Source organism: Companilactobacillus huachuanensis (assembly GCF_005404815.1).
Classification (GTDB): domain Bacteria; phylum Bacillota; class Bacilli; order Lactobacillales; family Lactobacillaceae; genus Companilactobacillus; species Companilactobacillus huachuanensis.
In genome coordinates, this window is the sequence record NZ_BJDF01000008.1 from 57,655 (window position 1) to 84,075 (window position 26,421).

At 37.2% G+C, this 26,421-nt stretch carries 18 protein-coding genes; 8 read left to right on the forward strand and 10 right to left on the reverse strand.

Features of this window, described 5'->3' with window-relative positions:
• Nucleotides 1–113 precede the first annotated feature (113 nt).
• Nucleotides 114–836 carry a VIT1/CCC1 transporter family protein gene (locus tag FFM71_RS06020; protein WP_137611271.1) on the forward strand — a complete coding sequence of 241 codons (723 nt, stop codon included), beginning with the start codon at nt 114–116 and terminating at the stop codon, nt 834–836.
• A gap of 566 nt (nt 837–1,402) precedes the next feature.
• Here FFM71_RS06020 and FFM71_RS06025 read toward each other — a convergent pair.
• Nucleotides 1,403–2,164, reverse strand: a complete 762-nt coding sequence (locus tag FFM71_RS06025) for a glycosyltransferase family 2 protein (protein WP_223876484.1) — start codon at nt 2,162–2,164, stop codon at nt 1,403–1,405.
• Nucleotides 2,165–2,232: 68 nt separating this feature from the next.
• On the opposite strand from FFM71_RS06025, the gene FFM71_RS06030 reads away from it, so the two are divergent.
• The 7 genes from FFM71_RS06030 (at nt 2,233) to FFM71_RS06060 (ending at nt 15,441) form a co-directional block, all read left to right on the forward strand.
• A complete protein-coding gene (locus FFM71_RS06030) occupies nt 2,233–2,985 on the forward strand; it encodes a tyrosine-protein phosphatase (protein ID WP_137611272.1) in 753 nt (250 codons plus the stop codon).
• A 313-nt stretch (nt 2,986–3,298) separates the two neighbouring features.
• Nucleotides 3,299–4,495: a sensor histidine kinase gene (locus FFM71_RS06035; RefSeq protein ID WP_137611273.1), complete on the forward strand. Its 1,197-nt coding sequence runs from the start codon at nt 3,299–3,301 to the stop codon at nt 4,493–4,495.
• A complete protein-coding gene (locus tag FFM71_RS06040; protein WP_137611274.1) occupies nt 4,488–5,111 on the forward strand; it encodes a response regulator transcription factor in 624 nt (207 codons plus the stop codon). The genes FFM71_RS06035 and FFM71_RS06040 overlap by 8 nt, the downstream gene beginning before the upstream one ends.
• A gap of 1,030 nt (nt 5,112–6,141) precedes the next feature.
• Complete coding sequence (locus tag FFM71_RS06045) at nt 6,142–8,082, forward strand: ABC transporter ATP-binding protein/permease (protein ID WP_137611275.1); 1,941 nt, start codon at nt 6,142–6,144, stop codon at nt 8,080–8,082.
• 597 nt (nt 8,083–8,679) lie between these two features.
• Nucleotides 8,680–10,029 carry a zinc ribbon domain-containing protein gene (locus tag FFM71_RS06050; protein ID WP_137611276.1) on the forward strand — a complete coding sequence of 450 codons (1,350 nt, stop codon included), beginning with the start codon at nt 8,680–8,682 and terminating at the stop codon, nt 10,027–10,029.
• Nucleotides 10,030–10,595: 566 nt separating this feature from the next.
• Nucleotides 10,596–12,566 carry a hypothetical protein gene (locus tag FFM71_RS06055; RefSeq protein WP_137611277.1) on the forward strand — a complete coding sequence of 657 codons (1,971 nt, stop codon included), beginning with the start codon at nt 10,596–10,598 and terminating at the stop codon, nt 12,564–12,566.
• A 904-nt stretch (nt 12,567–13,470) separates the two neighbouring features.
• Nucleotides 13,471–15,441, forward strand: coding sequence for a hypothetical protein (locus FFM71_RS06060; protein WP_137611278.1), 1,971 nt, complete (start codon nt 13,471–13,473; stop codon nt 15,439–15,441).
• Between the two features lie 433 nt (nt 15,442–15,874).
• Here the strand turns inward: FFM71_RS06060 and FFM71_RS06065 are convergent, their stop codons facing one another.
• The 9 genes from FFM71_RS06065 to FFM71_RS06105 all read right to left on the reverse strand — a co-directional run bounded on the left by FFM71_RS06065 (nt 15,875) and on the right by FFM71_RS06105 (nt 26,393).
• Nucleotides 15,875–16,618 carry a glycerophosphodiester phosphodiesterase family protein gene (locus tag FFM71_RS06065; protein WP_137611279.1) on the reverse strand — a complete coding sequence of 248 codons (744 nt, stop codon included), beginning with the start codon at nt 16,616–16,618 and terminating at the stop codon, nt 15,875–15,877.
• Between the two features lie 264 nt (nt 16,619–16,882).
• Nucleotides 16,883–18,043 (reverse strand): N-acetylglucosamine-6-phosphate deacetylase, encoded by a 1,161-nt coding sequence (gene nagA, locus FFM71_RS06070; RefSeq protein WP_137611280.1) that lies wholly within the window; start codon nt 18,041–18,043, stop codon nt 16,883–16,885.
• Between the two features lie 676 nt (nt 18,044–18,719).
• Nucleotides 18,720–19,880 (reverse strand): N-acetylglucosamine-6-phosphate deacetylase, encoded by a 1,161-nt coding sequence (gene nagA / locus FFM71_RS06075; RefSeq protein ID WP_137611281.1) that lies wholly within the window; start codon nt 19,878–19,880, stop codon nt 18,720–18,722.
• 617 nt (nt 19,881–20,497) lie between these two features.
• A complete protein-coding gene (locus FFM71_RS06080; RefSeq protein ID WP_137611282.1) occupies nt 20,498–21,670 on the reverse strand; it encodes an SIS domain-containing protein in 1,173 nt (390 codons plus the stop codon).
• 28 nt (nt 21,671–21,698) lie between these two features.
• Complete coding sequence (locus FFM71_RS06085) at nt 21,699–23,714, reverse strand: hypothetical protein (protein WP_137611283.1); 2,016 nt, start codon at nt 23,712–23,714, stop codon at nt 21,699–21,701.
• Nucleotides 23,707–24,132 (reverse strand): PTS sugar transporter subunit IIA, encoded by a 426-nt coding sequence (locus FFM71_RS06090; protein WP_137611284.1) that lies wholly within the window; start codon nt 24,130–24,132, stop codon nt 23,707–23,709. Before FFM71_RS06090 ends, FFM71_RS06085 begins: the two co-directional genes overlap by 8 nt.
• Before the next feature lie 13 nt (nt 24,133–24,145).
• Complete coding sequence (locus FFM71_RS06095; protein WP_137611285.1) at nt 24,146–24,961, reverse strand: PTS system mannose/fructose/sorbose family transporter subunit IID; 816 nt, start codon at nt 24,959–24,961, stop codon at nt 24,146–24,148.
• Nucleotides 24,948–25,880 carry a PTS mannose/fructose/sorbose/N-acetylgalactosamine transporter subunit IIC gene (locus tag FFM71_RS06100; RefSeq protein ID WP_137611286.1) on the reverse strand — a complete coding sequence of 311 codons (933 nt, stop codon included), beginning with the start codon at nt 25,878–25,880 and terminating at the stop codon, nt 24,948–24,950. The genes FFM71_RS06095 and FFM71_RS06100 overlap by 14 nt, the downstream gene beginning before the upstream one ends.
• A 24-nt stretch (nt 25,881–25,904) precedes the next feature.
• A complete protein-coding gene (locus FFM71_RS06105; protein ID WP_137611287.1) occupies nt 25,905–26,393 on the reverse strand; it encodes a PTS sugar transporter subunit IIB in 489 nt (162 codons plus the stop codon).
• Nucleotides 26,394–26,421 lie beyond the last annotated feature (28 nt).

A 26,421-nucleotide genomic window follows, 5' to 3' on the forward strand; every position in this document is an offset into this window, starting at 1 on the left:
TTGACTATTATATTTTTTTATTAATAAATCTATATATAAACTCCTCATCTCAAGCTATACTAAAAATCGTGTGAGAATTATCAATTTTTAAAAACGAGGAGTCCTTTATTACTATGAAAACGATATCTACCACTACAAACGATTCACTACCCAAAAATCTGATTAACAAATTCCATCTATCTGAACAGCTTAATATCATCCGTGCCGGGGTGTTAGGAGCAAATGATGGAATTGTTTCTGTTGCCGGAATTGTTATTGGTGTTGCTGGTGCTCAACAGAGTCAAACCGCCCTCTTTATTGCCGGAATCTCAGGTATGTTTGCCGGAGCATTATCAATGGGTGGTGGAGAGTTTGTTTCCGTCAGCACTCAACGCGATACACAAAAAACAATGACCAAATTACAAAATCAAAGTATCGAAAATGATTATCAGGGTGAACTGGAAAATTTGACACGTCATTATGAAAACGAAGGTTTAACAACTGAACTTGCCCAAAAAGTGGCCAGCCAATTAATGAAAAATGATGCTTTGAATGTCACTTTAAAATCTAAATGTAATATTGAAGTACAACATTATTTTAACCCTTGGAATGCCGCGATTTCTTCCTTCTGTTCATTCATCTTAGGATCACTATTGCCACTCTTATCAATAACCTTTATTCCCTATCCTTATAAAGTCACTGGAACCATCGGTGCCGTCATTCTGGCATTAACATGTACTGGATATGCTAGTGCCACCTTAGGAAATTCCAATCGCTTTAAGGGCATCTTGAGAAACCTTTTAGTCGGCATTGCTACCATGTCTATTACATATTTAATTGGTGGTTCTTTAGGATAGTTCTTTGGGATAGTTTTTCAAAATTTTCTTGCAAGCATAACTCCGTATTGAATGCTATTCTTAGTTTGATTTAACTAAACTTTATCCATTGGTTCACATTTTATTATATGAACTAAAGGTTGAAGGTTTAGTTACGTATGCCGTTTCCAGAGCTGAGAGTATTCAATTGCTGCGCGGAACGGCACGAGCCAGAAAGCGGTCTCGAGCCTCGGTTGAAGCCTCGCAAAAACCGCGAGTCTTCCACACGCCCGGTGGTGTAATTGCTAAAGCAATAACGCCACTTTCGCTGCAAATGAATACTCTCAGCTCTTCCAACTAGTTTATTTTTTAATGCAGGGAACAACAATTCTGCATATTTAAATAAATTAGCTTTAGACTTGTGACAACAATGATTATATTAACTTTTAACCTTTAGTTAGGAACTAAAAATCATAAGTAATAAAATGGATTTTCCCGTTAACGCAAAAAAAGCCAAGCACTCTGCTCAGCTTACCCACTATTTATATATTTTTGAAAACTCAAAATAATTTATAACTCTAGTCCACCATTCTGTTGGAACAGTGAGCCTAAATCTGGTCCTTCTCATTTCGAGTGCTATCCCGAATAGCTTTATAAACCTTCATTCTAGCTACTCCGACATCGCGGACATTTTCTACAGCAAACTTTTGTGTAATACTGCCTTTACGAGAAATGTAATGATACAACGGAACATTGTCCAGATAAAATTTTCTAGCAACCGTCGCATATTCAACATTGAATACTTGGTCTTCCATCAAATCTAAATCAGTTTGAAATGAGAGATTATTTTCTGCAATAATTGAGCGAATATACGCCTTATTCCATGTATAGCCCATTACGGTTCCAGTCATTTTGATTATCTGCTTGATAACCTCATCACGACCGACAATATTTGTTTGACGTTTAGCAATTTTATTTTTGATCTTGCCATTTTCATTCTGATTGAAAAAACCGCAAGTGACCATATCGACATCTTCATCATTGAAGATTCTCAAAAAATGGTCCACATAATCGGGTTCGACCCAATCATCGCCATCAATAAATGTTACCAACTCACCGTCTGCTTTCGAAAGTCCGGTATTTCTCGCTGCAGAGACTCCGGAATTTTCGGTATGGCAAACAACAGATATCCAATCGTATTTTTTTTCGTAAACTTGGATTATCTTCTGAGTTTGATCTGTTGAGCAATCGTCCACAATAATTAAATTGAAATTCTGATTAGTCTGAGCAACTACTGAATCAATCGAGCTAGAAATATAATTAGCCACATTATAAGCTGTCATAATAATTGAAAGTTTATTCTTCACCATAAATCACCTTAGTATTTATTTTACTTCTAATGACCTAAAATACGCAACGACTCGGGGAGGAGAAAAAAATGAAACGCATATTAAATCTTGAAGGTGCCATAAATTTACGTGAACTTGGTGGATATCCCACTAAAGATGGTACGACAATTAAATATAATAAACTCTTACGTTCAGGGGATATAAGTAATTTAACAGGAAAATCTTTAGCCTACCTTAAAAATTACGGTTTAAAGTATGTTGTTGATTTCCGTTCCAACGATGAACAACGTAACTGGGCAGACACCACTTCTGATTTTTACAAAATTTATTCGGATCCAGTTTACCCACTCAAGGGTAATGGCGACAAGTTGGCCGGCATTATTAATCAAGGGAATTATAGCTATTTGGGCATGATTTATCAAAGCGTTGTTCTCGATACCCACGGTCAACAAGCATATAAATTATTTTTTGATTTAATGTTGCATAATAATCAACCTGAACAATCATTACTTTTCCACTGTGCTGCCGGTAAGGACAGAACCGGCATCGGAGCCCTCTTGATTCTCAAAGCCCTTGGCGTCGACGATGAAATTATCACCAAAGATTACTTAATGACCAATTTAATGTACGAAAATGACCAGACGATTGATAACATTTTGAATGATAAAGATGGTAATCAAGACGTCAATCAAATGAATATGACCAAAGGTGATCTCGAAAGTATCACATCAGTTTTTCAAGCTATCGAACATTATTACGGCAGTTTCGAGAACTATTTGGATAAAGCATTGGATATTGATGCCGATAAATTAGCCCAATTAAAGGCCATTTATACTGAATAATCAGTAGCTTAATATCTCGTTATATCAAACTAGGTTGGTAATGTTAAATTCGAATTAGTTATAATTAGCTTGCAGGGGAGACGAACCTCACCTCTTACAAATCCAGCCTGTTCTCCCCTGTCATTTCCAGTGTGTAACATTTCCATACCTTAAAGTTTGACTAATACAAAACCAACAATCGTTTTCCTCATACATCTTCCCAAATGTATGAGGTTTTTTTGCGCCCTTAAAAATAGTATCCTGTAACTAACCATCTTCCAAATTAAAACTTCTGATTATTTAAACAAATTATTAACCACAAAGGAAAATTAAGATGAAATTTAAAACACATGCTGGTTTTTACCTGCGATTCCTCATTTTATTGATTGTTATCGCCGAAATCTCCATCAGAAATTTCAACCCACCCACGAAAATTTTCTATTTAAGTATTCTAACTTTTGCCATCTTTTCAGAATTTATATTTTTTAGCCCTTTCAATAGACATCTCAACGAGAAATACTTTGAATATTTTAGCTACCTTAATTTTATTTTATTAGGATTAATTCAACTTGCTGACCCTAAAACCGCACTCGTTGTCTACTATTACTTTCTCATCGTTACGGTAGCCGAATATACCGTTAAACAAAATCCCAGGCCCAAACACATCATTATCCTGCTTTTTATAATATTCTTTGGATTTATCACGATTCCAACTTCACTAAACTTGAATTATAGTTCATGGACTGGCTATGTCCAATTGATTCTCTCGCCATACACCGTTCAATTCTGGAGTACTTATCTGATTTCCTATCTATATTTAAATTTGATTGAAAAAAATCGAGCTATTGATACTCTGAATAAAGAATTAATGACCAAAGTTGACCAATTGCAGGACTACTCTAGTAAAATCAAAGAATTAACTTTGATCGAAGAGCGCCAACGAATTTCGCAAAATTTACACGATATGTTGGGACATTCATTGATTGGACTGCGACTACATTTGGATGCCTTAAATCAAGTCATCGATAAGGATCCCGAAAAATCACATCAAATTCTCGATAAATCCAAAGAGATAATTGATCACAGTTTGGTCGAATTACGAGAAACCGTCAACGAACTAAATGAGACCAAAGAGCTAGCTGATCTTACGACAGCATTGCAGGAATTACAGAGTTCTATTTCAGTGACCGATGAGGTCAAAGTTGACCTTCAGATGTATTTTAACGTCAATAATTTAGATATTTCTGTTAAAGATTTGATTTACAAAACATGTCAGGAATTCATCACCAACAGCATCAAGCATGGTCACAGTTCCCTAATTACAATTAAATTACGTAAAATTGATGATACTTTGACGCTGACTCTTAAAAATAATGGTTTAGATGCTCAAAGTATCGTTGCCTCAAATGGTATCAACGGCATCAAAGAACGTGTTAAAAAACTGAATGGTCAAGTTAAATTTGGAACCAATAAGCCAAGTGGTTTCACGACTGACATCACCATTCCAATTGGAGAAAAAACTAATGATTAAAATGATTATTGCGGATGATCAAGCCATCGTTCGAGAAGGATTGAGCCTTGTTTTAGGATTTGACGACGATATCGAAATTGCTTTTCAGGCCAAAAATGGTCAAGAAGCCGTTGACTACTTAAAAAATAACGACTGTGATGTTGTGCTGATGGATATTAAAATGCCAATCCTAAATGGTGTTGAAGCAACTAAAATCATCCATCGAGATTATCCCAACGTCAAAATTCTGATTCTGACAACATTCAACGACTACGAATATATTTTCCAAGGTTTAAAAAACGGTGCCAATGGTTACCTTCTCAAAGATACCGATAGCAAAGAATTAATTGCTGACATCAAAAAAGTCTACAACAACGAATCAATCATCGGCAGTCAACTCAGTGATAGCTTAGTAGCAGGTTTACAAAATAATTCCCAGCAGGACATGATCGAATCACTAACATCTAGAGAATTAGAAATTGCTAAGGCAATTGCTGATGGAAAGAGTAACAAAGAAATAAGCACCATATTGTTTTTATCAGAAGGAACAGTCAAAAATTATGTCACGAATATATTTGAAAAACTTCAATTAAGCAATCGTACTGAAGTGGCTTTGTTTATGAAAAAGTATGAATAGGGGTTCCCGTCTCCAGAGCTGAGAGTATTAACCTGCTATGCGGACCGGCCCGAGCCAAAATGCGGTCTCGGACCTCGGTTTGAAGGCTTTCCATAAACCGGAAAGTCTCCAAACTCGCCCGGTGGTGTAACGGCTAAAGCCGTAACGCCACACCCACAGCTGGTTAATACTCTCAGCTCTTCCGTCTCTTTTATTTCTTTACTGAATATTTTAGATACACTAACGCTTAGTGCTATTCGCATCAATTACATTTTAAAATACGCTGGATATAAAGAATTCGCATATTTTTACATTCAATCTAAAGGTTGAAAGGTGAAAAACTAATATAACCATTGTTGTTACAGGCTTAGAACAAATTTATTTAAATACGCAGAAGTTTTCATTTTATTTGTTACTGCCATGAAAAAATAAATTAGTTGGAAGAGCTGGCAGTATTCATTTGCAGCGAAAGTGGTGTAATTGCTTCAACCGAGGCTCGAACCGTTCCGCGCAGCATATGAATACTGCCAGCTCTGGAAACGGCATACCTAACTAAACTTTCAACCTTCAGATTCAATTAATAACCGCAAATTGCAAGAACAATTAATTAGTCGGAAGGCTCTATCCACCGCCGAAAACAGTAACCAATCATCCTCCCCAATAATAGAGCCGGATGGTGACAGGAATTTTACACGCTCTGAAGGTGGCGTTATGGCTTTAGCCATTACACCACGGGACTTTTGAGACTTGCCGAACTTGCAAGGCTCAAAAGCGAGGTTCGAGACCGCTCCTCAGGCTCGGGCCGGTCCCCATAGCGTGTAAAAATTCCTGTCACCATCCGGCGGCAAGCCGCCATATGACTAAAGTCATAATAAACTTATGACCATTCTCAATTACCCCAAAAAAGAAATAATTATATACTTTTAACTGTTGAAAAATAAACAAACATATTTAGCACAAGCAATAAATTTCTAAAAAAATAGAAATAAATTTACAATAAAATGTGTATGTATTACAATGCTTGCTAATATGACAGAAGAGGGGTAACTAAATGACCTTACTTGAGTTGAAGAACGTAAAGAAATCATTTATGTTAAATAAACAAGAGTTTCCAGTTTTAAAGGGTATTGATCTAAAGCTTGACCGTGGCGAATTCGTTTCGATTCTTGGTGAATCAGGTGGTGGTAAAACTACCTTACTAAACACTATCGGTGGCCTAGATTCTCAATTCCAAGGTGATATTTTTGTTAATGGTCAATCATTAAAGAAGGGCTCTGACAAGGCGCTAGATAACTATCGTAGTCACACTGTTGGCTTTGTTTTCCAAAGTTTCCACTTGATAAGTCACTTGACGATTTTAGAGAATGTTATGGTGCCATTGGAAATGTCTTCATTGAACAAAGCACAACGTACTGACCGTGCTAAATCACTCTTAGCTAAAGTTGGGCTTTCTGAACATCTTGACAAGCATCCCAATCAATTATCTGGTGGTCAAAAACAACGTGTTGCTATTGCTCGTGCTTTAGCCAATGATCCTGAAATTATTATTGCTGATGAACCTACTGGTGCCTTGGATTCTGAAAATACTGAAGAAGTATTGAAGATTTTGGATGAAATTGCCAAAGAAGGCAAATTAGTTATTGCCGTTACCCACTCGCAAATCGTTGCTGACTACGGAACTCGAGTAGTTCACTTACAAGATGGTAAAGTCGACTCTGATAAGAAATTACGTGATTCATACTCTATTCCTAATGAAACTCCAGCCGAAAAGAAAATCACTCACTTGAGTTTTGGCGATACTTTCCGTTTGGCTTGGGAACACATGCGTTATACCAAAGGGCGAAATATCCTAATCATTATTGGTGCCGCCATCGGTATTTTCTCAGTTATCTTTATGCTCGGTCTCGGTTCTGGTATCACTGGTTATATCAATGGCGAAATGACTAAACAAGTCAATCCCAATGCTATTCAAGTAACCAAAACAGTTTCACGTGACAATACTGATTCTAACAGTATTAATATGAGTAGTTCTGATATTAATCGGTTCAAAAAAATCAAAAATGTTAAAAAAGTTGAAAAAGCTTATTTTGCACAATCACCAAAGGTTAACTTCAATAATAAGAATGTCTCAGTCCAATTTTTCCAAACTTGGAACGCGACTGAAAAGCCCGATGACATTACTAAAGGTTCGAAACCGGGCAGTAATCAGATTATATTATTAAAGTCTGACGCACAAAAACTAGATAAGAATAATTACAAGAATATGGTCGGCAAGACAGTCAAGATGTACGTTACAAGTCTTGATAAGAATAATCATCCAACTCAAATCACAATGAACTTGAAAGTTTCCGGTATCATCAAATCTGGTTCATCAGCTGTAACTTATAACACTTTGGAATCAGCTGCTAAGGACGCCAATGTTGCCATAAAGCCTAATTTCACAACATTGACTGTCAACAACACATTGAATGTTAAAGCCGTTCAAGAAAAAGTTAAGTCATACAAGACAACTATCGATAAGAAGAAACAAAACAGGTATACCATTACCGGTGTCGGCGCTATTATCGATTCATTGAATACTTACTTGAGATTAGCCTTTGACGTGCTAGCAGCTATTGCCGGTATTTCTCTACTTGTCTCAGCTATCATGATCATCGTAGTTCTTTACATCAGTGTTTCCGAACGTACTCAAGAAATTGGTATCCTCCGTGCTATCGGTGCCAGAAAGAAAGATATCAGGAATATGTTCATTTCCGAGTCGTTCTTGATTGGACTCTTGTCAGGTGTCTTCGCTTCGATAATTGCTTGGCTAGCTCAGATGGGAACCAATTCCATTGCTCAAAGTGCCTTTAAGGCAACAATCGTGTCAATCTCCCCAGGTAACTTTATCTTCGGTATTGTTATCAGTATTGTCATCAGTTTGTTGGCCGCTCTAGCACCTTCAAGACGTGCTGCTAAATTGGATCCTCGTGATTCATTGACAGATGAATAACAAAGAATTAATCCTCTAACTACAGTTAGGGGATTTTTTTTATTGTTATTATGGTTGAAAGGTGAAAAACTCATATAACCATTGTTGTTACAGGCTTAGAACAAATTTATTTAAATACGCAGAAATTTTCATTTTATTTGTTACTGCCATGAAAAATAAATTAGTTGGAAGAGCTGGCAGTATTCATTTGCAGCGAAAGTGGCGTTAGGACTTTAGTCCTTACACCACCGGGCGTGTTGGAGACTTACCGTTTTTTGGTAAGGCTTCAAACAACCTAAGATTCGAGACCGCTTTTTGGCTCGAATCGTACCGCGCAGCATATGAATACTGCCAGCTCTGGAAACGGCACAACTCATCAACCTTTAGATAATTTATTTAAATAATCAGAAGTCTTCGTTTTATTGTTCCTACAATTAAAAAAATAAACTAGTTTCCAGAACTCAACAAAAGAAATTTAAGCAAAGTTTAGGAAAATTTTGTATAATTGAGTTTCGGATATACAACATGTGACCTTTCTGTGAACTTTCACCTAATGTCTTCCTATAGAAAGAGTTGTCTTGTATACTTATTTTGTCAACATACTGGAGGAATGCGTATATGTTTTGTCCAAATTGTGGCCACAAAGTAGAACCGAATCAAAAATTCTGTGATAACTGTGGTTGGGCTCTTAAAAAGAAAAACACTGAAGATACAACTAATGAAAAGGATGATGACTCAGTTAGATCATTATCTGAAATTGAAAATGAATTGAATCAAGAAGAACCAGCTGAAAAGCCTCACCTACAACAAGCACCTGCTCAAGAACGTGAATATGGATCTGCTAATCAACCTAAACAGGCTCCTGTCGCAGAACGAAAACCCGAACCAGTTCGTCCTGATCCAGAACCTGCCATGAAGACTTTTGAAAGTTCAAATCGTTCATCTTTCAGCAAGTCGAGTGCTTCTGAACCTGTTGATGATAAGACGCAAGTTTATAGTAAAAACGACTTCAATCCTATCTCCCAAAAGCCTTATAAGAGCGTTGAACATGAGGATAACTTTAAAAAGACCTTTGACGACCCTATTAAAGATCCAATTGGCAATCCCTTTGGACCAACTGAGACTGAAAAACGGGCTGCTGATGCTAAACGTCAGGCTGAAGCTGTCGATCCTAATGATGGTTTCGTGCACAATATGATGAAATTTGCGAAGAATAATGCCTATGTCAGTATCTTTGCAATCATAATTGCAGCCATCCTTTTAGTCTTTAAAAGAAATTACGGTTATATTGCCTTAGCCATCGTAATTATTTTGTGGTTCTTGCTTTCACAATTGCGTCACGGCAATGAATTAGGGGCTAATAAAGCTCTGAAACGTGAGACATCTTTGAAGAAAGATTCTAATAGTAATTCCAATCCAAAGACAGAAACTTATAATGAACGTCCTGCTAAGCAAAAGAAGGACCGTCGTGATAAATTTGAAAATCCGGCTGATCGTCTCAAACCAAACCATAAAACGACAACTCAAAAAATCATTATTTTCTCATCAATTATCGGATTTATCGCTTCTGTTGCGGGACCATTCTTAGATGGACTTTCACTTTCTGGGACCATCGCCAATGCTGCTAACTACACTGCCAATAACTTGGGTGCACAGCCAACTTGGATCACCAATGGTTTTTCAGCTATTCGTTTGATTTGTTTTCTTTCACCAGTCATCGCTTTGATAGCTGGTTGCTTCAGATCACGTGGTAGCATCCGTTTGGTTAGAATCTTTACCTTCTTACCAACAATTCTCTATGCAGCTCTCTATGCGGCTTTAAATGCAGGCTTAGTTAATTCGTCAGCCATCACTGGTCAAGTAGTTGTTAACGCTAGTCGTTCATTCGGAATGAGCTTCTACGTTCTACTAATCACCTCAGTTGTTTCATTGATTATGGCTTATACTTTACGTCCACGAGTTAAATAAGACGATTGAAGTTCAAACAGTAATACTTATGAATTATTCATTAACTTACATTTTCTAAAAAAGATGGTCACAAATCGAATTTTTACGATTTATGACCATCTTTTTTTGTCTTTGACTGAAGGTTGAAAGGTGAAAAATGAAAAATTAATCTAACGATTGCTATTACAGACCTAGAAAAAATTTATTTAAATACTCAGAAATCTACGTTTTATTGTTCCAGCTATTAAATAAACTAGTTTCCAGAGCTGAGAGTATTCATTTGCAGCGAAAGTGGCGTTATTGCTTTAGCAATTACACCACCGGGCGTGTTGGAGACTCGCGGTTTTTGCGAGGCTTCAACCGAGGTTCGAGACCGCTTCCCAGGCTCGGGCCGTTCCGCGCAGCAATTGAATACTCTCAGCTCTGGAAACGGCATACTTAACTAAACCTTTAGTTTTTATTAATTAATTGTTCCGCTTCCAGAAGTATTTTACTCAAAATACAATAAATAATTTTACAAATAATTCACTATTTGTTTAAACATTATCCGATATAATTATATTGCACAGTATATTGGAGGTGCTCCTATGCAACATCACAAATATACCCAAACAATTATAAAATCACTGCTACTTATACTATTCCCTATCACTCTGCTAATGGTGGTAACAGCCTCCACTGATCACAAAATCAAGGCTGATGATGAAGAAATCGTTGTTAAGCCTAATTTCAAACCGACCAAAACTCCTAAAAAGTTTATCGGTATTTGGCTGACCAGTGGTTACGATTTACAGCCTCAGGCGGACTACTACACCCTTGTTGATGATCCAGTAACAATTCGTACAAATACTGGACGTTCAGTTTGGTCGGCTATTACCGGTGCTTTTGACGGTATCCACTTTCGCTGGTGGAAAACGACTGACGGTTTGATTTGGACCGAAGTTGATAAAAATGACAATGGTCAAAAAAAGAATTTCACTGTTACTCCGACTGAACCGGGAACAACCTGGTATCAACTGGATACACAGTACTATAAATACATCACTTGGTATCTGAAAACACACCTTTATTCTCAAGTGACTGCTGTTCATGCGCTCTCCGAACCAGTGGATGCACTATCGATTGATGTCATAGTTGATGATGATTACCTCTACAATACAAGTGACGAATTATCAAATACCACCTTTGCTCACGCCAAGCCAAACCCAGCTAATGCTACGGGAAAGCTTACTTGGTCAATTGATGATTCAAGTTTAGCCACTATTGACGAAGATGGTCAGATTGTGGCCAATAACAAGGGTAATTCGGGTATTGTCACAGCAACTGCGACTATCGTTAACAATGATGGAAAATCAGTTTCTGGTTCAACTACAGTAGAAATCGGTGGTGGACTTGACGATCAAACAGTTAAATCCGGTCAAAGCGCTACATACACCCTAAAAGGAAATACTGGTGGCGATGGCGATGAAGATGATGACGATACTGGTACAATTACGATCGACTGGTACAAGTATTTGCCCGGTTCTAATAAGAAAGTCAAGGTGGCTAGCGGTGATAGTACGACTTATGTTACTGAAGTTGCCAGTATGGACGATGATGAATCATATTATCAGGCAGTTATCACTTTAAAGTCAGGTAAAATTACCAAAACAATTACCTCAAATAAAGCCAAATTAACGGTTATTCCGTCCGGAGAACCAGATATCGACATTGATAATACTTTGAATAACGAAACATATACGGACTCTGATGACACCGATCTACTGCTTAATAATGTAGTTAACGAAGACAATATTACGTACAATAACACCTTAACTAATCAAAGTTCTGAAGGATTATTGAAAAATGGGTACTATGTAATTCCGATGCGACAAGGTACCAAAGTTAATCAGATTCTTATGAATGGTGAAGAATTAGCTGAGGACCAATATGAAATCATCCCTGAAGATGACGATAATTCCGATAATTTAGTCATGAGTATTGGCAATATAAATACCAACGCTGATGTAAAAATTGAAGTTAACACAACGGTTCAAAATATCACTCAGCAAGACACCTTTAAATCAACACCTTACGTTTATGGAACTGATAATGACGGTAATCTTTATCGAAGAGAAGCACGCAACGAAGTCATAAATTATATTTCCAATCAAATCGAAACTAACATTAAAAATATTGATTACGGAACGCTCATTGCTTACAAAAAAAATATTCTTAAATATCGTCCCGACGAAATCAATAATCCCAATAACATCGTTGATATTTCCGATAATCGACGTACTAAAGATGCCATGAATGTCTATGTTTCACAGCAAGATGAATTCACTCATGAAACCTCCGGAGCCGTGCTACCCGTGAGTCTACGCTATTACCAAAATGGCTCATTCCAAAATATTATCAATGATAAAATACCAGTTTCATCTTCTCAAGCTGGAGATGAATTAGCGTCAATTGGTTGGAATAAGGCCGACGGATTGTTACTGCATGTTGATGACAGCCCTCTCTTTGCTGGGAAATACACTACTTCGATTATTTGGCATTTTGAAAATAGTCTATAAAGACTAACAATACGGAGAACGCGACAGAACATCGTCAGATTTTGAGTAAAAACATTTCGATAATTAGTGATAATAAAAAAGGAAGTCGTTTTTCACTTTGGACACCAGACACTCATTTGGGTCCATGCGCTAGGTGAAAAACAACTTCTTTTTATTGTTCTTAACTGAAGGTTAAAAAGTGAAAAATTAATCTAAACATTGTTATTACAGGCCTAGAACAAATTTATTTAAATAAGCAGAGGTTTTAATTTTTTTAATTTTATTTGTTTCTGCCATAAAAAAACAACCTGGTTGGAAGAGCTGAGAGTATTCATTTGCAGCGAAAGTGACGTTAGTGCTTTAAATTACACCACCGGGCGTGTTGAAGTCTCGAGACCGCTCTTTGGCTCGGGCCGTTCCGCGCAGCAAATGAATACTCTCAGCTCTGGAAACGGCATACTTACCTAAACCTTCAATCTTTTGTCCTTATAGGTAAACTAAAGGTTGAAAGGTAAAAAAATAATAAAACTATTGTTGTTACAAGACTAGAACAAATTTATTTAAATAAGCAGAAATTTTCATTTTATTTGTTACTGCCATGAAAAAGTAACTTAGTTGGAAGAGCTGAGAGTATTTATTTGCAGCGAAAGTGGCGTTAGGACTTTAGTCCTTACGCCACCGGGCGTGTTGAAGACTCGCGGGTTTTGCGAGGCTTCAACCGAGATTCGAGACCGCCATTTGGCTCGAATCGTACCGCGCAGCATATGAATACTTTCAGCTCTGGAAACGGCATAAAGCATCAAACTTTCAACCTTTAGATAGGTAAATCTGAAATTAAAAGTTAACTTGTAATATTTACTTTCCCCATTTTTGATTTTCCTATATTATTGATATTGGTATAGATTTTATTATAGGAGAAAATATTATGCTTTCATCTGCTGGTCTGAAACGGGGAATAAAAATAGCTCTATTACTTTCATTTTTGCCAATTTTAATGGCTTTATCAGTCAACGACTTCACTACTAAGACTGCCCCTACATATATCACCGATGCACCAGATGGATACGGAGTACCTTCACCTATGTCTAAAAGAATGGGCCTCTTGGTCACTAGTACTGGAATAATAAAACAGGTTAATGACAATTATAATATTACATTGGGTGATTCAGTTAATATATCTGCCGATGGTGAAAGATCTTTGGGTGACGTAAGCGCTGGTTTCGGTTCTCCCCTCCGCTATCAATGGTTTGAGGCTTCCGAAACTGATAAGTGGCAATCAATTGACCCTAAAAAATCTAATTCAAAGCATCTCTCGTTCAGACCCACAGAAAAAGGAATTTATTGGTTTCAACTACGAATGAGTTACTCCACTTTTTGGTTAAACCATTATATTTACACCAAAGTAGCTAAAGTGACTGTCACACCTAACAGAATTAAGGTTGACACCATCACTCTCGATACTAATTCCGATTACATATACAATAAAAAGAATTTTTTCAATAATAACTCTACTTATGCCCTTGCCCTAGTCAATCCAGACAATTCCACTGAACAAGTAAAATGGTCACTAAACCAAAATGATGGGGATTTGGCAAAGATTGATGACGATGGAAAAGTTACTGCCAATCTAGTTTCAGATCAAAATAATAAATCGGGAGAGATTGAAATACATGCCGCCGCCAATCATAACCTACCTGAAACAGAGCTTGCTCACGCAACAAAAAAAATCAAAATAGGTGGCGGTTTATTAGATACCCACGTTTCTTTCGGAAAATCAGCTCTATTTGAACTTCAAGGGATGGAGAATTCCAATAGAGGAATAGATACTGACAATATTGATATTATCTGGCAACGTAAGAAAAAAGGTGCCGATAAATTTAAAGATATTTCTTCTTTAAATAAATCCGATAGTAAATTTAGTTTTGAAACTTCAGATGTTTCCTTTTCCGATGATGGCGACTTATATCAAGCAACTGTTAAAACATCAATTAATAATAAAGAACAAAGCTATACGACTAACCCGGCAAAATTAATTGTTAATCCAACTAAAGATTATAATGTCGATTTCTCAGTTACTGTTGAAGATTATTTTTCCAAGGACCCACAAAATACAAACCACTTAAATAACATTAAATCAGGAGACCAAATAGCTTATCATATCGTACTTAGCAATCATGGTAAAAAAACCATTGGTAGTTCAGAGTTAACTCTTTTGGTACCCCAGAATACTGAAACAGATTCTAGTCATATTTTAATGCCCAACAAAGGTACTGAAATCAAAGATTCTCCGACTCAATTAGATGGAGACGTTAAAAAACTTAACTTTGAAATACTATCCTTAAAACCACAAGAAACCAGAACCTTTGATATAAGCATTCATGCTCCAATTATTGATAAAAAACAAACATTGATATTTAATCCAACTTATTCATATACAAATATGGGTGAAAAGACCATCATTAAAAGTTCTGAATTGAGTTTCACGTTTGTTACCAACCGGATTGAACTTCACCCTCAAAGTATTATATTTGAACCTATAACTCTTTTCGAAAAAGATGTTATAAAACATCGAACATCCTCTGGTACACCAATTACAGTTGATGACCAACGAATAGATACTTCAAAAGCTGTCACACTATATCTGCAACAAACCTCAAATTTCTTGGATAGAGATAAAAAGATTCTGCCGTTCCATCTGTTTATCTATGATTCTGATGGTAGTGTTAAAAATATAAAGGATAAAACTTTAATTGCTACTTCTAGACCACTTTTCCCACTTGATTCCATTCACTGGGATAGAGACCACGGACTGCTTTTACATGTTGATAACGCCACAAATCTGATTCCTGGAAACTATTCGGCCGATATCACATGGACAGTCAAACAAGCGCCCTAATTGCATTGTACAAACGGTATGATACATACGTATTAGATTGGATAACACCAAAAAATGTTTATACTTAATAGTAAGAAGAAAAGAAACGAACTAGAGTAATTCCTCTTCTTCGGAGTCTCACGAAAATGAGCTTACATCTACCAAAACATTCGCGACTTAAAAAGGTCGCAGTCAAGGTGGTTGTAATGAATGGGATTAGTTTTACAAACTAAATTGAATCGAGATGAGGCAAAATCAAAAACAATTTTGAGTTTTGCAATATCGATCCATGTTAATTCATAAATATTGTATTTGGAGTAAACTTCTGCCCCTTTTAAAAACCAGTAAGCTATTAATTTTCATAATGAATCCTCCGAAAAGACAACTTAGTCTAGACAAAAAGGCCTCGGGATAAAATTCAGTCTGTGCACTGAATCCCGAGGTCATTTTGTATTTATTTTTCTAAGAAACTCATTCTATCAGCAATGTTTGTAATTACTCCATCGACACCCCAACTCAATAATTGTTGTGCACGATTGATGTCATCGACTGTCCAAACATTGATTTCATACCCATAAGCTTTCATTTGTTTTACTTTATCTTCAGTTAAACCTGAACTATCTGGATGAACAATTTTAGCGTGGCAAGCTTGCATAACTAAATTCCAGTCATCACCCAAAGTTACTCGACTAAACAAAACAGCATATTTCAATTCAGGTCTTAATTTATACATCTTCTCAAGCATAATTGGATTGAAACTAGAGATAATCAATTCGACATGATCGTCCAATCTTTCCAAAGCTTTCGAAAACTTTTCAACTAATCTGTCGGCCAAATAATTGGCGTTGTCCCCTACAACACCCTTTAGCTCGATATTAGCATTTATTTTGTGGATATTAAGAAAATCAATCAATTGATCTAGTGTTGGAACCTTTTCTCCACGATACTTTTCGGCAAACCAATATCCGGCGTCAGCAGTTTCAACTGTAGTGCTATTAACCGTTTCGATCGATCCCGATTGGTTAGTTGTACGATTCAATTTGTCATCGTGAATCACAAATACCTTTTCATCTTTAGTAATACTTAAATCAGTTTCGATCCATTTAACATCATGGTTTACGACCTCATTAAAAGCAGCCATCGTATTTTCTGGAGCCAAGGTTGGTATTCCTCTATGAGCAATAATTTTTTTATCCATAGTAATCCTCCAATAAGTAGAGTATACAACAATATACAAGGTACAAAAAAACCGAGAGTACAATATGTATCCTCGGTTTCATGGGATTCTTGTGATTATTTTATCGGTTTGTTTAGTTTTATATGGGCAGTGGATCTAAAACGAGTTACACGGGCCAATTTCTTCCGCTTTTCATATCTTTGTAAACTGCCCGCAAAGTTCAGCGTGCAATTCACAAAGATACGAAAATGCTCGAAATCTAAGCGGTCGTCCTCCACTCTCTAACTACGCTTGGTATCTAGAAACTCCATCAAGATAAGTTTCTGACAATGTCATATCATCATCAAGAACGATGAAATCTGCATCTCTACCGTCAGCGATAATACCACACTTGTCAGCAACTTTAGAACTCTTAGCAGCTGTATAACTGGCCATTTCAACGGCTTCTTCATCTGTAGCAATGTTCCAGTCAACAACGTTCTTAATAGCGTCTTTAAGCAAGAGAATCGAACCGGCAAGGTTATGTGTCTCATCTGTTAATCTTGCTGTTCCGTTAGCAACTACAACTGGTAATTCACCCAATACATAGTTACCATCTGGCATCAAACCGGCACGCATACAGTCAGTGATTAGGGCAACATGTTCTGCACCCTTCTTTTCAATAACAATTCTAGCAGCAAATGGGTTAACGTGATGTCCATCACAGATTAATTCATCGTCAACTAAGTGCATTGAAAGTGCAGCGCCAACCATACCAGGTAGGCGATGGTTCAAACCACTCATACCGTTATATGTATGTGTAAATCCAGTAGCACCAGCTTCAACACAGGCTTTAGCTTGTTCAAATGTAGCATCACTGTGACCTAGGTAAACAGCAACATCATCTGAAGCAACGGCCTTAACGAATTCTGGAGCACCTTTTCTTTCAGGAGCAATAGAAATTTTCTTAATCATACCGTGAGCGGCATCTTGCCAATCTTTGAATTCTTCGGCATCAGGATCTCTGAAGTACTTAGGATTTTGGGCACCCTTGTGTTTCTCTGTGTAGAAAGGTCCTTCGAAGTGAATACCTTGAATCTTAGCACCAGTGGCCTTCTTATAATTGTCACCGATTGTTTGACAGATATGTTTTAGTTGATCATGTGAAGCTGTCAAAGTTGTAGGTAACCATGAAGTTACACCAGCTTTAAGCAAGCCTTCTGACATTTCGTTCAACTTTTCAAAGTCGTCATCCATAACATCATGGCCAACAAAACCGTGAATATGTGTATCAACAAGACCTGGGGCAATAAATTTGTCTGAGTAATCAACAATCTTGCCTTCTGGCTTCTTTTCGTCAGCAGTAAAGAATTTACCAAACTTACCGTCATCAGTAACCTCTAGATAGCCACCGTTTTCAGTTGTGTTTTTTAAAAAGAACTTCTTAGCATGAATATAATATGACATTTTCTAGTCTCCTTACTAATTTTAACAACTCCATTATAGCATTAGATAATGGTCTATACCAAGTTTAATTATGAATTTTCGTGCAAAAAATCATTGATTGCTATCCCATTTCCAAATCTGAGAAATATTTGTACTTTAATGACTGAACTATAGAATTTTCCATAAAAATTAGTGACTGCTTTATCTTTCAAAGTTTTACCAAGAATTGGAAGTATACTTCCATTTTTCAGATTTTTACCAAGAATTGGAAGTATACTTCCATTTTCTATTTATCACATTATTAGTTTAAGATCATCCAAAGTATCCAGTGAAGAATACTATATGTCATGTGAAAATTATATCAATACAAACAAAAGGACATTGAAGACTTATTTGCCTTCAATATCCCTTATTTAATTTCCGTTATATAGGCAGTGGCTCTCAAACGAGTTACACAGGCCAATTTCTTCTGCTTTTCATATCTTTGTAAACCGCCCGCAAAGTTCAGCGTGCAATTCACAAAGATACGAAAATGCTCGGAAATTCCCAGGCCTGCTCCACTCTCTATTTAAAACGAGTTACGACAGGGCAACTCCTTCCGCTTTTCACAACTAAGTAAATCGCCCGCAAAAGCAGCGTGCAATTCACTTAGTTATGAAAATGCTCGGGAGCTAACCGCCCTGTCTCCACTCTCTAACTATGCTTGGTATCTAGAAACTCCATCAAGATAAGTCTCTGACAATGTCATATCATCATCAAGAACAATAAAGTCAGCATCTCTACCATCGGCAATAATTCCACATTCATCAAGAACTTTTGAACTCTTAGCTGCTGTATAGCTGGCCATTTCAACGGCTTCTTCGTCTGTAGCAATATTCCAGTCAACAACGTTCTTAATAGCATCTTTCAATAACAAAATCGAACCTGCTAAACTGTGTGGTTCTGCTTTCAACTTGGCTGTTCCATTAGCAACTACAACTGGTAATTCACCCAATACATAGTCACCATCTGGCATCAAACCGGCACGCATACAGTCAGTGATCAAAGCAACGTGTTCTGGTGTCTTCTTTTCAATTACGATTCTAGCAGCATATGGATTAACATGATGTCCATCACAAATCAATTCGTCATCAACTAGGTGCATTGAAAGTGCAGCGCCAACCATACCTGGAAGTCTGTGATTCAAGCCGCTCATACCGTTATATGTATGTGTAAATCCAGTGGCACCAGCTTCAACACAGGCTTTAGCTTGTTCAAATGTAGCATCACTGTGTCCTAAGTAAACGGCAACTTTGTCAGAAGCAATGGCCTTAGTAAATTCAGGAGCACCTTTTCTTTCAGGAGCGATAGAAATTTTTCTGATCATACCGTGAGCAGCATCTTGCCAATCTTTGAATTCCTCAGCGTCAGGATCACGGAAGTACTTAGGATTTTGAGCACCTTTGTGTTTTTCAGTATAGAAAGGTCCTTCAAAATGAATACCTTGAATCTTGGCACCAGTGACTTTCTTGTAATTATCACCAATCGTGTGGCAAATACTCAATAATTGTTCGTGTGAAGCTGTCAAAGTAGTTGGCAACCATGAAGTTACACCAGCTTGTAACAAGCCTTCTGACATTTCATTGAGTTTGTCAAAATCATCATCCATAACATCGTGACCACAAAGGCCATGAATATGTGTATCAACTAAACCTGGAGCGATAAACTTATCTGAATAATCAACAATCTTACCAGCAGGTTTCTCTTCATCAGCAGTATAAAACTTACCGAATTTACCATCATCAGTGACTTCTAGATAACCACCGTTTTCAGTAGTATTTTTCAAAAAGAACTTCTTAGCATGAATATAATATGACATTCTCAAATCTCCTTTAATATTTTTAATTAAATATGCCGTCTCCAGAGCCGATAGCATTCACCTGCTATGCGGAACGGCCCGAGCCTGAGAAGCGGTCTCGCGCCTCGGTTTGGAGCCTTTCCACAGACCGGCAAGGCTCCAAACACGTCCGATGGTAATATGGCTAACGCCATATCACCACTATCACAGCCGGTGAATGCTCTCGCTCTTCCGACTAATTACATCGTTATAATTATTATCCAATAGAAAATAGATAATAACTCATCCAGTTTCAGAAATATTGATACTGAATTTGATTCTCTCAAAATTTAGAACACTTCAGTATTCCAAACAATCAAAAGCCATAATAAATTCCGATATTTAATAACCCTAGCCGGAGGGGGTGAGTGATGGGACACACTGTGAAGGTGGTGTTAGAACGGTGATTTTCCGTTCTTACAGCACGGACGTATTTTGAGATTCGCGCACTATGCGAAGCTTAAAATCGAGGGGCGAGACCTTGGCTCGCGCCGGTCCTCACAGTGGGTCCCAATCACTCGCCCCCTCTGGCGGCATCATATCAAATACATAAAAGGCTGAAACAAATTAATGTTCCAACCTTTTAGTTTCATTAATTACTATTCGTAATCGTGAATTGTTACACCTTTAACAACACGGTTAACTGTACCGCTTGCTGATGGTGTATCAGGTGTGTTATTAACCTTGATTGAATTCATCAAAGCAAATGTTTGTGCGAACACTACGTCTGGCAATGCTTGATATAATTCTGGAAGATCTTTGTCCCCGGATTTAATAAAGAAATTATCACCTGAGAAGTCGTTGTCATCTGATGTACCAACACCAACAACCTTCTCACAAATTTCATCACCCTTGATTTCTTCCAAGATATCTACATCGTATTGACGAGTATATTTATCATTGCTCATGAAATCAAAGACAACTGTCTTACTATTTACATATGACTTAGGACCGTGACGGAATCCCATTGATGAATCAAAGATTGTTGTCAATGCTCCGGCAGTTAATTCTAGTACCTTCAATTGGGCTTCACGAGTAAGTCCTGATAGTGAACCACTGCCTAAGTATGTAATACGGTCGTAGTCCAAATCAGCGTAGGCTTGAATCTCATCTTCACGACTAATAACTTCTTGACCCATCTTAATCATTGTATCAACCCAAGCTGTTTTCTTATCTTCAGCACTTGTATCAAAAATCAATGCCGCCGTTAAGGTCATACAAGAGAAGCTTCCGGTCATGGCGAATCCCTTATCATTTGAAAGTGCTGGTTGAAGAAGTAGAAGATTACCGTCTTCGTTTTCAGCTTTCGTAGCTAAATGTCCTTCTGGAGCACAAGTGATAGTGATTTGATACAAATTCTTGATAAGCTTTTCAGCAAGTTCTACAGTAGCAACACTTTCAGGAGAGTTACCACTTCTAGCGAATGATACTAAGATTGTTGGATCATCACTTCTTAAATTATCTAATGGAGCAGAAACAATATCAGTTGTTGGAATGCTTTCGAAAACAAAGTGTGAAGTGTCGCCAACACGGTTCAAATATGGTCTAAGCGTATCCCCTACATAAGCTGAAGTACCAGCACCTGTGAAGATAACTCTGATTTTTTGGTTTGGATATGTCGAAGTTATTTTATCTAAAAAGCTATCTATTTCAGATTTTTTAGCTGTGTAGTTTTGGAAAGCTTCTTTCCATAAGTCTGGTTGTTGTTGAATTTCACGGGTTGTTATCTTAGCACCCATTTTTTCTAGTTCTTGATCTGTTTTTGTAAACATGATATTGGATCCCTTCTCTAAATAATTTTTAACCTAAGAATTTTATGTGAAGTACTGCCAATTCCTTAACAGTAAAGTCAACGTGGTAGATTCCATCAGAATCTAAGATCACATCTAAGACTTTATTTTGGACTGAATTGTCCACATCACGATATGTAATAGAAACTTGTTTAACATTTCGATCTTTTAAGAAGAAATTAATACCATCAACATCATCAATTGACCAATTGCTGATAATCATCTGTGATTGATTTTCATCAATGACCATCTTGCAATTATACATGTTGACCAAATGTGGAACGCTTAACTGTTCTTCAAAGAATTGTTTCAAATCGCCTTCACGAATGTCAGTATATTGAGCTTGCCAACCATACTTTGGAGAATCCGTCATTGGTAGGACGTAGAACTTATCGTCGCTGACAGTTACTGGTCCTAACTCGTTCTCAAAGCGGTCGTAAGCTGAAGAATGTACCGTAACATGTGACTTATAATCAATTTTCACATAGTCACCCGTGTGCGTTAGCATGGTCAATCTTGGATTATTGATACCAGAAATTGTTTCCCCATCAAATTGTTCAAATGATTGGTGTCCTGAACGATTCTTAATAACTTCAATGTCTGTTGCATTTATCAAACTCAAGAGATGACGATCATCCAAAATAATTACAGCATCCCCATCCAAAAGAATGAAGTTACGAGTAAATAGCTGTTTGATCTGTTCATCAGACAAGGTATTTAAGAAGTTTCCAGTAATCGCGACACACTTATTTTTGATTTCCTGACCATTATAATTAAGTGGTTTGGTTGCAATGCCAAGTGTGGATAGCAACTCCAACCATTGTGTCTGTGATGCCATCAAGCCTTCAAGTGTACCCTCGTTGTCGATTTTCGTCTGTGCAACATCTTGATTCATTGGAACGATAACGCCGCTTCGTTGTTCAATAGCAATGCCATTTTCATACAAGAAGTCTAAATAATCTTTATCGTTTTTAAGCAGGGAGGCATAACGATATGTTGTATTAATGCCATCACCCATCATGCTGAACATGTTAAGTAGTACACCGTCCGCATGAACCAAACTTGTTGTATCTAATTGAAATTGCGTAAATTTATTTGATTTAGCATATGGCGAATACAAGAAACTTTCCATTTCTGGATAAATCTTGTGTTTATCACCGATTTCAGTTCTAGTAGCAACTGTATACTTCTCAAAATCACGGGCATATTGTTGAGGACTGACCTCATTGTATGCGGGCAAATGTGGACGTGATACAGCTGGTGTTTCTACTCCACTCAATTCATCCAAGAGTTTTTGCCAATCACGACCTTCAAGTGCGTGAACTTCTGGCCAAGAACTCATTAGACCTAATCTCGTTGTAGGAGAAACAGCATGAACCTTTTGTTCAATCAAATGCGCAACGTGTAAAATTTCGGCACGTGCAACTTGTAAATAGGCATTACGATATTTATTTTCTCCACCAGTGAACATTTTAGTCACGAAATCTTCGCGAGATAAACCTGTTCCCAAAATTTCGTTGTATTGCTTCATGTGATCTTCACAGAAACATCCTAGAGCAAATGGGGCATTCTTATAATGTCTGAAATCATCTTCCAGCCACAGTTCATTGGGTTGAATGCTTGCCCAGATTGCATAGATATCACTGATATAATCAGCCCATCCTTTATACCCGGGGCAAGCCATCGAAATACTTTTGACGCCTTGATAATTAACCATTGGCTTAATATCAAGTTCTGGTTTGATATGAATACCACGATCAGAATGATTCATGGTTGTCCAAGGATTCAAACTTACCGTGATACCAAGTTCTTTTAATGGTTGACTAATTTCGTCAACGTTTGAAATTAATTCTTTAGCTTTTTCTAGAGTTATATGAGCATCTGATAATTCTTCTTGATTGATGAAAAAGGCAACATCTGAAATATGAGCTTGTTTGACAAAATCAATCAATCGCTGTTTTTTATCAGCATCATAAACGTTCTTATCTATTGCTAGGCGCAGGGTATAACGATAAGGATTATTCATCCTCTTCATCATCCTCATCAGAGTCAGCATTTATAAAGGCGTTTACGTCAACGATACCATCCTTGGCTTCCTTCATAAGATCTGCAACTTTGATATCTGAGCCGATAAATTTTTGATTAGCGTAATTAATAACCATTGGTAGATTCAAGCCAGAAATAACATGCATGTCAGGGTAAGTTTGTGTCAAATTAACGGCGACGTTACCTGGTGTACCACCAAGTAAATCAACGATTAAGAAAACTGGTTCCTTGCCGTAATATTTTTTGATTTCTGTTTCAGCTTTTGCCTTCAAGTCTTCAGGACCATCTGATTTTTCTAGTCCTAAAGCACTTGTTTCAGGTAATTCACCGATAATTAATTCTGCTGATTTTAATGTTTCGATTGCCATATTTCCATGACTCATCAAGATTAATGCCATAATTTAAATCCTCCTAGATTTTGCCAAGAACGCCGATAGCTGATAATGCGATTGCAAAGATGATAACAATGAAGATAACCTTTGTTGATGTCATACCTTTTTTACCTAATAACCAGTAAACAAGACCTACGATACATGCTGGAACTAGCTTAGGAAGAATCATATCAATGTTAGTTTGAACAGATAATGAAACCTTACCCATGTGAGCAACAAGTGGAACTTGAACGTTGATCATAGTAGCAACCAAAGCACCAACAATGAAGACACCAAGCAGTGTAGCGGCATCAGTTAAAGCATTCAATTGACCTTGCATTTCTGAAACAAGTTTTGTACCAGTCTTGTAAGCAAAGTGAAGTTGTTTCCAACGGAAGACCATGATAGCAATGTTGACTGCTAACCAAAGGAATAGTCCAAGTGGGTTACCTTGTGAAGCCATAGTAGCAGCAATAGCACCCATGATAGTTGGTACCAAAGCAGCGAACAATGAATCACCAATAGCAGCGAATGGTCCCATAAGACCTGTCTTAATACCAGCAACAGTGTCTAATGAATCTGCACCTTCCTTACCTTCAATGGCAAGATCGATACCAGTAACGATTGTGTTAAAGAAATTACTTGTGTTAAAGAATTGGTTTTGTGTCTTCATAGCTTCTTTAAGCTCTGGAGTACCATCACCATAAATTTTTCTTAGTTGTGGCAAGATTGTATAAAGGTAACCTGAACCTTGCATTCTTTCGTAGTTCCAGCCCATTTGGAAACCAAACAAACTACGTTTGTTAATTTGAGTGAAATCTTTTTTAGTTAATTCGTATTCGTTATTCTTCTTCATCACCGTCTACCTCCCCATTAGCGTCTTCAATTTCATCGTCTTCATCTTCATCTTCATCATCTGAAGTAGCTTTTGGACCAGCTGCTGAAGTTGTTATTTTAGCCATTGATTTCTTGTATTCAAGAATAGCAAAGGCACCACCGATAAGGGCAATAGCTAACATTGGAAGAGCGTTGAATGTTGTTGTAAATGCTTTGTTTGCAACTGTAATACCTGCAGCAAGTGTTTGGATGCTTGTGAATACTGTTGATAGTAAAGCTGTAATTGTGAAACCAAGAATCAAGTAAGCGATGTGTTTCTTAACTGGTAAGTAGTGAAGCAAGATAGCGAAACCAACAGCAGGAAGTGTAGCACCGGCTGTTTGTAGACCAGTGTTCAACCATTGTAGATCTCCGTTTAGATATGTAACCATTGTCTTAACAACACCTTGACCTAGAGCCAAAGCTAGGAAAACAGGAATACCACGTGATAGACACCATGGTAAAGCACCCATGATAGTATGTCTTTCAATACCTTTATAGTTGAAGTTTTCAATATCTTTATCAACTTGGTGTTGGAAGTAAGTATTTGTAAATCTAGCAAGAATATCAAATGATGTTAGAAGTGCAGCAACTGGAACACCGATAGCGGCAATAGCAGTAGCAGCTTTCATACCTGTACCAATTGAAAAGGCTGTAGCTAAAACAGTACCTGAGTTAGCATCGATTTTTGAAGCACCACCGAATGTACCAACACCTAGAACTATCAATTGAAGAGCAGCACCGATAATAAGTCCCGTCTTCATATCCCCCATGATCAAACCAGAAATCATTCCGGCCCAAACTGGTTGGCTCAATGATGAATTCATTTGCAATTCATCATAGATGTTATACATAGAATATGCCGTGAGAAGCAATATTTGAACAATTGTAAAACTCATATTTCTATCCCCCAAAGTTAAATTTTATTTTTTGTAATCCTTTAAGATACCTGCGAAGTCCTTGATAGGGTCACTTGGAACCATTTGTGCTGTTACTTTAACGCCAGCATCCAAAAGTTTGTGGAATGCTTCATAGTCATCATCAGTAACGTTGATTGATTGTGTTAAATGTTGAGTTGTGTCCTTTTGTGACATGTTACCAACATTAATGGTGTCGAATTTAACGCCTTCTTCAATCATGCTTACAAGTGTTGCAGGTCTCTTAACAACGAGAAATACTTTTTGTGAATCGTATTTTCCGGCTAAGATATTAGCTGAAGACTTCTTTGTACCTAAAATACTTAGGTTGACCCCAGCTGGCTTAGCTAATTTAAGGGCAGTCTTTTGAATATCGCTCTTTATAATTTCATTATCAACTACCATAATTCTTGATGCCTGTAATTTTGTTGTCCATAAATTAGCTACTTGTCCATGAATTAATCTTTCATCAATTCTTACTGCAATAATACCCATATCTTTATACCTCCAAATGTTTACTCTT

Bases quoted from the DNA above. Each gene is read 5' to 3' on its own strand.
- FFM71_RS06045 (WP_137611275.1), top strand. From the start codon at position 6,142: ATGACCTTACTTGAGTTGAAGAACGTAAAGAAATCATTTATGTTAAAT.
- FFM71_RS06020 (WP_137611271.1), top strand. From the start codon at position 114: ATGAAAACGATATCTACCACTACAAACGATTCACTACCCAAAAATCTG.
- FFM71_RS06060 (WP_137611278.1), top strand. From the start codon at position 13,471: ATGCTTTCATCTGCTGGTCTGAAACGGGGAATAAAAATAGCTCTATTA.
- nagA (WP_137611280.1), bottom strand. From the start codon at position 18,043: ATGTCATATTATATTCATGCTAAGAAGTTCTTTTTAAAAAACACAACT.
- FFM71_RS06025 (WP_223876484.1), bottom strand. From the start codon at position 2,164: ATGGTGAAGAATAAACTTTCAATTATTATGACAGCTTATAATGTGGCT.
- FFM71_RS06100 (WP_137611286.1), bottom strand. From the start codon at position 25,880: ATGAGTTTTACAATTGTTCAAATATTGCTTCTCACGGCATATTCTATG.
- FFM71_RS06080 (WP_137611282.1), bottom strand. From the start codon at position 21,670: ATGTTTACAAAAACAGATCAAGAACTAGAAAAAATGGGTGCTAAGATA.
- FFM71_RS06105 (WP_137611287.1), bottom strand. From the start codon at position 26,393: ATGGGTATTATTGCAGTAAGAATTGATGAAAGATTAATTCATGGACAA.
- FFM71_RS06030 (WP_137611272.1), top strand. From the start codon at position 2,233: ATGAAACGCATATTAAATCTTGAAGGTGCCATAAATTTACGTGAACTT.
- FFM71_RS06090 (WP_137611284.1), bottom strand. From the start codon at position 24,132: ATGGCATTAATCTTGATGAGTCATGGAAATATGGCAATCGAAACATTA.
- FFM71_RS06055 (WP_137611277.1), top strand. From the start codon at position 10,596: ATGCAACATCACAAATATACCCAAACAATTATAAAATCACTGCTACTT.
- nagA (WP_137611281.1), bottom strand. From the start codon at position 19,880: ATGTCATATTATATTCATGCTAAGAAGTTCTTTTTGAAAAATACTACT.
- FFM71_RS06095 (WP_137611285.1), bottom strand. From the start codon at position 24,961: ATGAAGAAGAATAACGAATACGAATTAACTAAAAAAGATTTCACTCAA.
- FFM71_RS06050 (WP_137611276.1), top strand. From the start codon at position 8,680: ATGTTTTGTCCAAATTGTGGCCACAAAGTAGAACCGAATCAAAAATTC.
- FFM71_RS06085 (WP_137611283.1), bottom strand. From the start codon at position 23,714: ATGAATAATCCTTATCGTTATACCCTGCGCCTAGCAATAGATAAGAAC.
- FFM71_RS06065 (WP_137611279.1), bottom strand. From the start codon at position 16,618: ATGGATAAAAAAATTATTGCTCATAGAGGAATACCAACCTTGGCTCCA.
- FFM71_RS06040 (WP_137611274.1), top strand. From the start codon at position 4,488: ATGATTAAAATGATTATTGCGGATGATCAAGCCATCGTTCGAGAAGGA.
- FFM71_RS06035 (WP_137611273.1), top strand. From the start codon at position 3,299: ATGAAATTTAAAACACATGCTGGTTTTTACCTGCGATTCCTCATTTTA.